General features: G+C 72.3%; 9 protein-coding genes. 7 read left to right on the top strand and 2 right to left on the bottom strand.

Annotated features, from left to right (window positions below):
* The first annotated feature begins 11 nt into the window (after positions 1–11).
* Both ACGF3C_RS20920 and ACGF3C_RS20915 read left to right on the top strand, forming a co-directional pair.
* Positions 12–815 carry a methyltransferase domain-containing protein gene (locus ACGF3C_RS20920; protein WP_357231304.1) on the top strand — a complete coding sequence of 268 codons (804 nt, stop codon included), beginning with the start codon at positions 12–14 and terminating at the stop codon, positions 813–815.
* A 465-nt stretch (positions 816–1,280) separates the two neighbouring features.
* Complete coding sequence (locus tag ACGF3C_RS20915) at positions 1,281–1,565, top strand: GNAT family N-acetyltransferase (RefSeq protein ID WP_393224321.1); 285 nt, start codon at positions 1,281–1,283, stop codon at positions 1,563–1,565.
* Between the two features lie 31 nt (positions 1,566–1,596).
* Here the strand turns inward: ACGF3C_RS20915 and ACGF3C_RS20910 are convergent, their stop codons facing one another.
* Complete coding sequence (locus ACGF3C_RS20910; protein ID WP_393224318.1) at positions 1,597–2,538, bottom strand: hypothetical protein; 942 nt, start codon at positions 2,536–2,538, stop codon at positions 1,597–1,599.
* Positions 2,539–2,835: 297 nt separating this feature from the next.
* Between ACGF3C_RS20910 and ACGF3C_RS20905 the strand changes: the two genes are divergently transcribed.
* Positions 2,836–3,816, top strand: a complete 981-nt coding sequence (locus tag ACGF3C_RS20905) for an ATP-binding cassette domain-containing protein (RefSeq protein ID WP_357232935.1) — start codon at positions 2,836–2,838, stop codon at positions 3,814–3,816.
* The gene (locus ACGF3C_RS20900) at positions 3,813–4,640 is read left to right on the top strand and encodes an ABC transporter permease (protein WP_357232937.1); all 828 of its coding nucleotides are present in this window, start codon (positions 3,813–3,815) and stop codon (positions 4,638–4,640) included. Before ACGF3C_RS20905 ends, ACGF3C_RS20900 begins: the two co-directional genes overlap by 4 nt.
* A 1-nt stretch (position 4,641) precedes the next feature.
* Here ACGF3C_RS20900 and ACGF3C_RS20895 read toward each other — a convergent pair whose 3' ends face one another.
* Positions 4,642–7,821 (bottom strand): BTAD domain-containing putative transcriptional regulator, encoded by a 3,180-nt coding sequence (locus tag ACGF3C_RS20895; RefSeq protein ID WP_393224314.1) that lies wholly within the window; start codon positions 7,819–7,821, stop codon positions 4,642–4,644.
* A gap of 113 nt (positions 7,822–7,934) precedes the next feature.
* Between ACGF3C_RS20895 and ACGF3C_RS20890 the strand changes: the two genes are divergently transcribed.
* Genes ACGF3C_RS20890 through ACGF3C_RS20880 form a run of 3 tightly spaced genes read left to right on the top strand, consistent with a single transcriptional unit; the run spans position 7,935 to position 11,890 of the window.
* On the top strand, positions 7,935–8,768 hold the full coding sequence (locus tag ACGF3C_RS20890) for an ABC transporter ATP-binding protein (RefSeq protein ID WP_393224311.1): 834 nt from the start codon (positions 7,935–7,937) through the stop codon (positions 8,766–8,768).
* Positions 8,769–8,801: 33 nt separating this feature from the next.
* The gene (locus ACGF3C_RS20885; RefSeq protein WP_393224308.1) at positions 8,802–9,785 is read left to right on the top strand and encodes an ABC transporter substrate-binding protein; all 984 of its coding nucleotides are present in this window, start codon (positions 8,802–8,804) and stop codon (positions 9,783–9,785) included.
* A gap of 5 nt (positions 9,786–9,790) precedes the next feature.
* Positions 9,791–11,890, top strand: a complete 2,100-nt coding sequence (locus ACGF3C_RS20880) for an iron ABC transporter permease (protein WP_393224481.1) — start codon at positions 9,791–9,793, stop codon at positions 11,888–11,890.
* Positions 11,891–11,906 lie beyond the last annotated feature (16 nt).

Raw genomic sequence — 11,906 nt, 5'->3', positions numbered from 1 at the left:
GGTAGACACCGATGACAACCGCTACGAGCGATGACACGTACACCTTCGACAACGGCGCGCCGGACGCCGTTCCCCAGATGCACGCGCTGGAGTCCTTCCTGGATCCGATCACGACGCGTCGGCTGGCCCGCCCGGTGCTGGAGCCCGGCGCGACCTGCTGGGAGGTCGGGGCCGGTGGCGGCTCGATGGCCCGGCGGATGGCCCGCGCGGTCGGCGACGACGGGCACGTGCTGGCCACCGACATCGACCCCACACACCTGGTGGCCGAGGGCAACCTGCACGTACGCCAGCACGACGTGCGCACCGAAGCGCCACCCGGAGACGCGTTCGACCTGATCCACGCCCGGCTGGTGCTGCTGCACCTTCCCGATCGACGACGGGTCCTGCGTACCCTCACCGGCGCGCTGGCGCCCGGCGGGTGGCTGGTGGTCGAGGAGTTCGACTGCACCGCGCCGCAGCGGGTGTTGACCGCGCCCAGCGACGACGCCGCGAAGCTCTTCGCGCAGGTCATGGACGCCATGATGGGTGTCCTGGAGGACCACGGCGCCGATCTGGGATGGGCGCAGGACGTCCACACCGAGATGGCCCTCGCCGGTCTGACCGACCTGGACACCATCACCCACTCGCAGAGCTGGGCCGGCGGGTCGACCGGAACATCGCTCTACGAGACCAACTCCCGCCAGTTGGAACCGGACCTGCTGGCTGCCGGGCTGTCGCCCCAGCAACTGAACGCCTTCCGACGGCTGCTCCGTGACCCCGGATTCGCCGTCATGTCCTACCACTTCGTCTCCACGCGGGGCCGCCTGCCGAGCTGAGCACGCGGACGACCGCGCGGAGCGCGGTCACGCCGTCCGTACCTCTCCCGTGCGCAGCACCTCCCCCCGCTTCGCCCCGGACAGCTCTACGACGGCGCCGACCGCACCGGCCGGGCTCCCCCACAAGGGAGCCCGGCCGCCCCACGCCCCTACGCCCCCACGCCCCGCGCCCCGCACCCCACGCCCCCGCACCCCGCACCCCGCACCCCGCACCCCGCACCCCGCCGATCTTGCAGTTTCGGTTGCCGATACGCGTGGAACGACCCCTATGTCGGGACAGAAAGTGCAAGATCGCGGCATGGGGGCGGGCCGGTATCGTGGATCATGGAGTTGTGGTGCCTTAGTTATTGCTGTTCACGGCTTTTGTTGACCACCACAAGTCCATGATCGACGACGGTGGGGCGGGTTACTGGACCGTGACGCGTTGGTGTTGCTGTCTCCTCCGGACCCGATCTCCTGGGTGGGTTGTTGTTCACGGCGAAAGCTCCGACCCACCACGTCCACTGGCTTGTCGTTGCTGAGCAGTCGCGCGGGCAGGGTGTTGGTCGCGCACTGATGACAGCGGCTGTGCGCAGGTTCGTGCCGGGCTCAGGCTCCGTCGACGTGTTCACCTTTGGCGCCGATCACCCGGGCGCCCGCGTCAGCGGTGCGCGTGCCTTCTACGAGCGCCTCGGCTTCACCGCTGCCGAGGCCGTCGATCCCGGTCCGGAGGGCGGTTCCCGGCAGGTCTTCCGCCTGACCGTCGCCTGATCCTTGCGACAGTGGTCCAGACCGCCCCGACTCAGCGCGGAACGGTCTCCTGGTCGGCCAGCACAATCAGGTCGTCGGGGCGGGCCGACAGCGGCGCCGTCGCTCCGTCGAGCCACACCAGATAGCCGACCGGCGGACCGGACGAACCCCAAAGGGCACCGATGATCGTGGCTGACCGCCCGTGGTGCGGCGTCGGGAGCAGGCGTACGCGGGTGCCGGGCGCGTGTCCGTCGTCGGCGACGATCAGCAGCGCGTCGAGGATCTGCCGGACCCCGGCGACGGGCAACCCCGGAACGTACGGCTCGCCCGCGTATCCCAGACGCGGGGTCATCATCGTGCCCAACAGCGCGGTCTGCCGGATCGCCTCCTGGCGGACCTGCCCGTCCACGCTGCGTCCGGCCACGGTCAGCGCGTTCTGGATACGCGACCAGAGGGCCAGTGGCTCCTGGTCGAGCAGGTGGCGGGCCTCCCTGTCGACTTCGGCGCAAGCCGTGTCGAGTGCCGTGTCCTCGCCGAGTTCCGCGATCCAGGCGAGGTCGCCCACCTCCGGCAGCAACCCCGGCGACTCGGCCACGATCACGATGAACAGCATCGCGAGCAGTTCCTCGCGGCCCTCGCCGTGATAGAGCGAGCCGACCCCGCTGCCGGTACGCCCGCGGCTGGGCGGGAACCGCTCGACGAGGTGCCGCGCACGGCCATGAGGCAGGGCCGCGGCCCGTCTGGTGTCCGACACCCGCTCCTCGAACGACCGCCGCTCACGGCGTTCGACGAGCAGTTGGCGATGCGGGTCGAACCCGATCGGATAGATCGTCCGCCCGTACCTGGAAAGGGTTTCGCCGGGCCGAAGGCCGACCGACTCGAGCTGCCGGGCCGCCTCCGAGTAGGCAACGCCAGCCCGCGCTGCGTGCTCCCGGATGGCGCGTTTGCGGGCGCGACCCGGGGCCGGGGTCCGTCGGGGGGTGGGATCAGACATGACGCCTCCGGTGCAGCCCCACGCACTCCACCGAACGGACGGCGTGACCGGCACGCCGAGAGTCGACACATCGGCGCGGAGTCGGAGACTCTTGGCCCCAGGCATGTGGTCGGGCGTGGGCCACCACATCGGGCGCTGGCAGGCGCTCTGCCGTGGCCAGCATATCGTGGCGCCGGCCGTCGGTGTGGACGCGCACACCCTGGCCGCCCTCCCCTCGACGACTGCGGTGTCAGCCCGTGTCAGCCGATGTCGGTGGCGTGTCGGGGCGGTGTCAGCGAGCCCGCGCAGGCTGTACGCATGACAGCTGACCTGGTGATCGAGGCCGAGGGCCTCGTGAAGACGTTCGGGAAGACGAGGGCGCTGCAGGGCGTGGACCTCGCCGTGCCCCGGGGGACGGTGCTCGGGGTGCTCGGCCCGAACGGCGCCGGTAAGACCACCGCCGTTCGCATCCTCTCCACCCTGCTGACCCCGGACGGCGGAACCGCCCGGATCGGTGGTTTCGACGTGGTGCGGGACGCCGAACGCGTTCGGCAGAGCATCGGACTGACCGGCCAGTACGCCTCGGTCGACGAGGACCTGACCGGTCGGCAGAACCTGGAGCTGTTCGGCACCCTGCTGGAGCTGGGGCGCAGCGGCGCCCGGCGGCGGGCCGCCGAGCTGCTCGACTGGTTCGACCTGACCGATGCCGCGAACCGTCAGGCCAAGACCTACTCCGGTGGCATGCGGCGACGGCTGGACCTGGCCGCCAGCCTCGTCGGCTCGCCCGACGTGATCTTCCTCGACGAGCCGACGACCGGGCTCGACCCGGCCAAACGCGAGGACATGTGGGGCGTGGTCCGAACGCTTGTCAACAACGGCTCGACGGTGCTGCTCACCACGCAGTACCTCGAGGAGGCCGACGCGCTCGCCGACGCGATCACGGTGATCGACCACGGCCGGGTGATCGCACACGACACACCTGACGGGCTCAAGCGGGTGGTCGGCGGGCAGACCCTGGAGGTCCGGCCGTCCGACCCGGCGCACCTGCCGCGTACCGCGGAGATCCTGACCCAGGTCGGCTCCGGCGCGCAGGCCGACGAGATCCGCAAGGGTGTCCTCGCGGTGCCGGTCACCGACGACGCGGCCCTGACCGAGAGCGTCGCGCGCTTCGCCACGGCCGGCATCGCGGTCACCGAACTCTCCCTGCACCTGCCGAGCCTCGACGAGGTGTTCTTCACCCTCACCGGGCGTACGGCATCAGAAGACGACACCACCCGCCCCACGGAGGTCGCGGCATGAGCACTCTGACCGACGCACCACCCACCCGGAACCGGGCGCTGTCGACGATCACCGCGCACCCGCGACCGTTTCGACTGGTCCGGCACTCGTTGGCACTCGCCAAACGCAGCCTCATCAAGACCTGGCGTACGCCCGAGGCGCTCATCGACGTCACCCTGCAACCGGTGCTGTTCCTCATCATCTTCGTGTACGTCTTCGGCGGCGCGGTCGCCGGCTCGACCCACGACTATCTGCAGTTCCTGCTGCCCGGCATCCTGGCGCAGACGATCGCGACCGGCGCCATCGCGATCGGCGTCAACCTCAACACCGACATCGCCAAGGGCATCTTCGACCGGTTCCGGTCGTTGCCGATCCCCCGCTCCGCCCCACTGGTCGGCGCGGTCCTCGGCGACGTCGTCCGGTACGTGATCGTCACCGTGTCGACCCTCGCGATCGGCTACGTGATGGGTTTCCGCATCGAGACCGACCTGTTCCGGGCCATCGCCGGGTGTCTGCTCGCGGTGCTGTTCGCGCTCTGCCTGAGCTGGCTGCCGGTGCTGGTGTCCATGAAGGTGCGGACCGCGGGTGCCGTGCAGGGTGTGATGTTCGCGTTGATCATGCCGCTGAGCTTCGCGTCCAACGTGTTCGTCGGCGCCGACACCCTGCCGGGCTGGATGCAGGCGTTCGTGGACGTCAACCCGATGACCCATCTGGTGGCGTCGGTGCGCGGGCTGTTTCTCGGCACCCCGCTGGGCAACCACGTGTGGTGGACGCTCGCCTGGTGCGCCGGCTTCGTCGCGGTGTTCATGCCGCTGGCGCTGCGGGCGTACCGGAAGAAGATCTGACCTACGCGAGCAGGTCGTCCATCAGCTCGCGGATCCGGCTGACGGCCGCTGCGGGTGTCCGCTCGCGCCACGCGGCATGCAACGGCTCACGCTGTTCCTCTTTCCCGAGGATGGCGTTGAGCCGTTCGCCGTTCTCGAAGGGAAAGAACATTTCGATCTGGGTGCCGATCCGCTTCGCGAGTACGGCCAGTTCGCGGGCGGTGTCGGCCTCACCCCGGTACGCCGCGAGCTCCGCGCCGCCCGATGCCCACGCCCCGATCACCGGCAGGTCCCGTGAGGTCAGCGCATCCTCGCGGGCGAGCGACAGCAGGGCGGCCGCCTGGATGGTGGCGTGGGTGCCCGACACCCGCCCCACCTGGGCCACCCGCAAATAGATGAGCGCCGCCGTGGCCCGGAGCATCACGCGCGGCTGTGGCTGCGGTCCGACCCAGCCGGCGAGGACACGGGTCACCTCGTCGGCGCGGGCGAGCGCCTCGTCGTACCGCTCACGCTGCCAGGCGAGGTGCGCCAGGCCGAGCAGCGCCTGCGCGGCGTCGATCTGCTCGGCCTGGCCCAGCGCGGCCGTCTCGCCCAGTCGCCGTTCCGCCTCCGCGTCGCCGGTCAGGGCGAGCTGCACGTCCAGCCGCACCCGGATCGACCGCGCGTCCTGCGTGGCGCCCACCAACTCCATGTGCCGGACGCTGCGGGTCAGCCACTCGGCCGACCGGGCATCCCCGCCCGGAACCAGGAACTGCCCGACCGCACCCGCCGCCATCGCCATGCCCCAGTGGTCGCCGGCGGCTTCGAAGCGGTGGTAAGCCTGCTCGGCGTCGCTGATCGACGCCTCCGGCAGGCCGCCGTTCTCCCGTACCGCCGCGCGCGCGAACAGCCCCAGCCCCTGCACGTACGGGTCCGGGTGCGCGACCATCTCGGTCGCGCTCTTCAGGCTCTGCTCCAGATCGGACGCGTCGAAGCCGGGCAGCGCCGACGCGAGAGCGGTCAGCCGGGACGACACCTCGACGGGACGTTCGGTCTGGAGCGTCCGCAGCGCCCGCCGGGCGAGCACGGCGGGCCGCAGGTCGCCGCTGACGCCAGCGTTCACGCTGATCACCACGCACGTCCAGGCCAGCCGGTCGGCGTTGGGCAGTGGCCGGCCGCTGGCCGCGCCGCGCAGGATCGCCGACCGCAGCCGCCGCTGCGGGTCGTCCATGTGCAGCAGCCCGCGCGCCCAGGAGAGGACCTCCAGGTGCAGGCCCCGCACCGACCAGAGGTGGAACAGCGCGGTGGCGACGTCGACGGCGGCGGGCTCGTCGTCCCCTCCCATCGCCCATCGCAGGCCCGCGACCAGGTTGTCCTGTTCGGCGGCGCAACGGTGCAGCGCCTCGACCTGGCCGGGGCCGATGAAGCGGGCGGCCAGCGCGACGGCCTGCTGCCGCGCCCACCTGACCAGGCCGGCCATGGCCTGGTCCCGGGCACCCGCCGCGTCCAGCCGGGCCTCGCCGTATTCACGGACCGTTTCGAGCATGCGGTAGCGCGGCGGGCCGTCTCCCTCGACCAGGGTCAACAGGGACTGCTCGACGAGGGTCGCCAGGCCCCGACGGACGTCCGGGGCCTGCGCGACGGCGGCGGCGAGGTCCGCGGTGAACGGCGCGGGGATGACAGCGACCCGCTGAAGCAGGTCGCGGTCGGCCTCGGCGAGCAGTTCCCTGCTCCAGTCGACAAGCGCCCACAGGCTCGCGTGCCGCTCGGGCAGGCCGCGCAGTGCGTCGTCGAGCAGCGCGAACCGGTCGGTCAACCCGGCGAGCACGTCGTCGATCGGCATGTGCCGCAGTCGTGCGGCGGCCAGTTCGAGGGCCAACGGCAGGTTGTCGAGCCGGTGGCACAGGGCGAGCGTCCGCTCGGTGTCCCACGTCGGCACGGCGCCACCGGCCCGTGCCCGGGACTCGACCAGCGCGAGCGCGTCGGCGTCCGGCAACGCGGTCAGCCGGTGCACCAGCTCGCCGAGCAGGCCCAGTGGGGCGCGGCTCGTCGCGAGCACCGCGACCTCCGGCGAGGCCGCCGCGACCAGGTCCGCGACGACGACGGCCACCGCGTCGAGCACGTGCTCGCAGTTGTCCAGCACCACCAGCCCGTCGAGGTCCGGCGCCACGGCGCGCAGCCGCTCCTCGGGGCTGAGGACCCGCCGCTCCAGGCCCAGGTTGCCGCCGGTCGCCGTGGTGTCCGCACCGCCGAACGCGGCGAGCACAGTGGGCAGCACCTCGTCGGGCGAGCGCAGACCAGCGAGTTCGATCACGCGGACCGCCCGCCCACCCGCTGCCGTACGCCTGGCCACCTCGGCGGCGAGCCGGGTCTTGCCCGCCCCGCCGGTTGCCACGACCGTCACGACGGGTGCCTCGGCGAGCGCGTCGGTGACGGCCTTGACGTCGCGCTCCCGCCCGACGAGGGCGGCCATGGGGCGGCGCCACGCGGCGGGCAGCGTGATCCGCGCCTGTTGCCGGGGCGGTGCCGCGACGGGCGGTGCGGTGAGTTCACCGCGCAACAACGCCAGGTGGACGCTCGTGATCACGGGTGACGGGTCGGTGCCGTAGCGGTCGGCCAGGTCGGCGCGCAGCCGCTCGACCACCTCCAGCGCCTCTGCCTCCCGTCCCTGGGCGGCGAGCACCCGGACGAGCAGGGCGGCGGAGGGCTCGTCCGGCGGTGTCCGCGCGGCGAGTCGGCCCAGGTCGACCTCGTCGTACGGGCCCGCGCCGGCGAGTGCCGCCTGCGCGCGCAGCGCGGCGACCTCGGCGAACAGGCGGGTGTCCTCGGCGCTGACCAACTCGGGCACCTCGGGGAACAGGGCCCGCGCCTGATCGGCCAGGCCGCGGGCGGCACGGACGTCACCGCACCGGAGGACGGTGCCTGCCTGATCAACGAGCGCGCGCGCCTCGACCGCGTCGACGCTGATCTCGTCGGCGGGCAGTCGGTAGCCGCCCGGCACGGCGACCACGGGCAGCCCGAGGCGACGTACCCGGGACACGAGCGCCTGGACGGCGCCGGTCGCGTCGTCGGGCGGCACGCCGTCCCAGACGGCGTCGACGAGCAGGCTCACGGAGACCGCTCGCCCCCGCGCGTCGACGAGCGCGCGGAGCACCGCCGCGAGCCGTTCACCTCGAACGGGCTTGCCGTCGACGGCGAGTGGGCCGAGGGTCGCGATGTGCACGGACCCAGCATCCCCCACGCGCGCACGGGCCCGACGAGCACCGGTCCGTCCGGCCGGTCACGGCCCCGCGACCGGCTTGACAGGCCATCATTCGGTTAGGTTAGCCTAACCTCATGCAGAACGAGTTGGCGTCGGTCAACGGGGAGCGCAGCCTGTCCGGCGTCGACCTCCGTCTGGGCTATCACGGTGTGCCGGTGGTACACGGTGCCGCGATCGACCTCCGCGCGGGTGCCGTCACCGCACTGGTGGGGCCCAACGGCAGCGGCAAGTCCACACTGCTGCGGGCCCTGGCCCGGCTGCACCCGATCGAGGCCGGAATGGTGCACCTCGCCGACGGCGTCACGGCCGCCAGCCTCGCGGCCCGGGAGTTCGCCCGGCGGGTCACCCTGCTCGCCCAGAGCCGGCCGGTGCCCAGCGGCGTCACCGTCCGCGACGTCGTCGGCTACGGCCGCCACCCCTACCGGGGGCGCTGGCGCACCGAGGACCCGGACGGCCCCGCCGCCATCGCACGCGCCATGGACGTCACCGGCGTGGCCGCGATGGCCGACCGTCCCGTCGACGAACTCTCCGGAGGCGAGTTGCAGCGGGTCTGGTTGGCCACCTGCCTCGCCCAGAACACCCCGGTTCTGCTCCTCGACGAACCCACCACGTTCCTCGACCTGCGCTACCAGGTGGAGATCCTCGACCTGGTCCGTGACCTCGCGGACGATCACGGCGTCGCCGTCGGCGTCGTACTGCACGACCTCAACCAGGCAGCCGCAGTGGCGGACGAGGTGGTCCTGTTGCAGCAGGGCCGGGTCCGCGCCACCGGCACCCCGGCGACGGTGTTCACCGAGAACGCCCTCACCGAGACCTACGGGATCCGCATCGAGGTGACCACCGATCCGGTCAGCGGACTGGTCACCACCCGCCCGGTCGGGCGGCACCAGATCCGCGCCCTGGTCTGAACACCCCCCCATCCACAGCAGAGAAAGACCGTCATGACCCGTACCCGTTTCACCGCCCTCATCGCCGTCGTGGCCGCGCTGACGCTCGGCGCCTGCGGCACGACCGAGAAGACCGCCACTCCCGAGACCTCCGCCTCGGCCGCCGGCGGGCCGGTCACCCTCACCGACAGCCGGGGCAAGGAAATCACCCTCAAGGCCCCGGCGACCAAGGTCGTCGGTCTCGAGTGGGGTGAGGTCGAGATGCTGGTCAGCCTGGGCGTCATGCCGGTCGGCGTGGCCGACCCGAAGGGCTACGGCACCTGGGTCACCTCGGCGAAGCTCGACCCCGGCGTCAAGGACGTCGGCACCCGTGGCGAGCCCAGCGTCGACTCGATCGTCGCCCTCCAGCCCGACCTCATCGTGATGGAGGACGACCGGGGCGCCAACATGGTCAGTCAGCTGGAGAAGTACGCGCCCGTCGTGGTCGCCAAGGGCAGTGACGCCACCGGCAACCTGGGCCGGATGCGCACCGACCTCACCATGATCGCGAAGGCGGTCGGCAAGACCGCGGAGGCGGAGAAGCTGCTTACCGACTTCGACGCGGCCATCGCCGACGGCAAGAAGAAGATCGCCGACGCGGGTGCCGCCGGCCGACCGTTCGCCATCGCCGACGGCTGGAAGGAGGGCAGCACCGTCAGCATCCGGATGTTCGGCAAGGGCGCGCTGGTCTCCCAGATCGGCATCCAACTCGGCCTCACCAACGCCTGGACCGGCAAGACCGATGAGGTGTGGGGTCTGGGCCAGACCGACGTCGAGGGCATGACGGTCCTCAAGGACCCGGACATGCACCTCTTCTACAACGCCTCCGACGGCGACGACGTGTTCGCCGACGGTCTCGCCGGCAACGCCATCTGGAAGTCGCTGCCCTTCGTGCAGAAGGGCAACCTGCACAAGATGCCCAACGGCATCTGGACCTTCGGCGGTCCGCTCTCCGGCAAGCAGTACATCGACGAACTCGTCAAGACGTACACGGTGTGAGCGTGCTGAACGCGCCACCACGCCCGGAGCCGGCCACCCGGCCGGCTCCGGGCGGGCGCCTGGCCGTGCCCCGCATCGCCGTCGTCTTCGTCGCCGCGATCCTGCTGCTGCTCGTGGTCGGCGCGGTGCACCTCACCCAGGGCACCTCGAACGTCGGCGCAGTCGACCTGCTGCGGCTCGCGACCGGCGCCGACGATGAGGCGGCCCGCGTCCTGATCGCGTCCCGCCTGCCCCGGCTGCTCGCCGGGCTCGCCATCGGCGTGGCGCTCGGGTTCGCCGGGGCGGCGTTGCAGTCGATCGCCCGCAACCCGCTCGCGTCCCCCGACACCCTCGCGGTCAACGCGGGCGCCCACCTGGCGATCGTCGCCGTCGCCGCGTTCGGCGTCTCACTGCCCGCGCTGCCCGCCGGCGGCCTCGCCTTCGGCGGCGGGCTGGCCGCCGCCGGCCTGGTGATGGCGATGTCCTCCGGTGGGCAGGCCGGCACCACCCGGCTGATCCTCGCCGGCTCGGCGACCGCGCTGGCGCTCGGGTCGGTGACCACCCTGCTGCTGCTCCTGTTCGAGCAGGCCACCATCGGGCTGTTCGCCTGGGGGAACGGCTCGCTGGTGCAGAGCGACCTGACCGCGCTGACCCAACTCGCCCCGGTGATCGTCGGCGCCGCCATCGTGCTCGTGCTGCTCGGGCACCGCCTCGACATCCTCACCCTCGGCGACGACACCGCCACAGTGCTCGGCCTCGACGTGCGGCGCACCCGGCTCACCGTCATGGTGCTGGCCGTGCTGCTCTCCGCCGCGGCCGTCACCCTCACCGGCCCGGTCGGCTTCGTCGGCCTGTGCGCACCGGTGATCGTCAGGCTGCTCGCCCCCGTGGTGCCGGGCGTGCACCGGCACCACGTCCTGCTGCCGTTGTCCGGCATCGTCGGGGTCATCATCGTCCTCGGCTCCGACGTGCTGCTGCGGGCCGTGATGGGCGGGCAGGCCGGGGTCGACATCCCCACCGGCGTGGTCACCACACTGTTCGGCGCGGTGATCCTCATCTGGCTGGCCCGCCGGCACCGCGACGCCGGCCCCACCCGTCGTCCGCCCGGCGGGCACGCGGCCGTCCGCTCCGCAGCCTTCCACCGCGGCGTCGTCGCCGTCACCGCCGTCCTGACCGTCTGCGCAGTGACGGTCGGCATGCTCGCCGGTGACACCTGGGTGCTGCTCGGTGACGTCGTCAACTGGGTCAACGGCAGCACCGGGCCCGCGTACACCTTCGTGCTGGACCAGCGGTGGCCGCGCGTCGCCGCGGCGGTCCTGGCCGGCGCGGCGCTCGCGGTAGCCGGCACCACAGTGCAGGCGGTCTGCCGCAATCCGCTGGCCGAACCCGGCATTCTCGGCATCACCGCCGGCGCCGGACTCGGCGCGGTCTCCCTGCTCACCTTCGTGCCGCTGGCCGGGGTGTGGGCGGTCTCCGGCGTCGCCGGGCTCGGCGCGATGCTGGCGTTCGCCCTGGTCTACGGCCTCGCCTGGCGCGGCGGGCTGAGTTCCGACCGACTCGTGCTGATCGGCTTCGGCGCCTGGCAGGGCGGCATGGCGGTCATCACCTACCTGGTCGTGGCCTTCGACCCGTGGAACACCGGGAAGGCGTTGACCTGGCTGTCCGGCTCCACCTACGGTCGGATGCCCACCCAGGTGCTGCCAGTGGCGATCGCCCTGCTGGTGCTCACCCCGGCGGTTGTCGCCGCCCGCCGGGAGCTCGACCTGATGGCGCTGGACGACGACACCCCACGCGTGCTGGGCGTTCGACTGGAACGCACCCGGTTGATCGCGCTCGGCGCGGCGGCGCTGCTCACCTCCACAGCCGTCTCGGCCGTCGGAGTCATCGGCTTCGTCGGTCTGGTCGCCCCGCACGCCGCGCGGGCGCTCGTCGGCGGCCGGCACTCCCGGGTACTCCCGGTGGCCGCCCTGCTCGGCGCGGTGTTGGTCAGCATCGCCGACACCTTCGGCCGGACGGTCATCGCGCCGGCCCAGATCCCCGCCGGCCTGGTCACCGCCATGATCGGCACCCCGTACTTCGTCTGGCTGCTGTGGCGCTCCCGCGCCGTGGCGAGCACCACCCGGTAGAGCCGCCCGCGTCGAG

It is taken from the genome of Micromonospora sp. NPDC047762 (genome assembly GCF_043204655.1).
Lineage (GTDB): Bacteria > Actinomycetota > Actinomycetes > Mycobacteriales > Micromonosporaceae > Micromonospora.
This window is presented reverse-complemented; position numbering and strand designations above follow the sequence as displayed.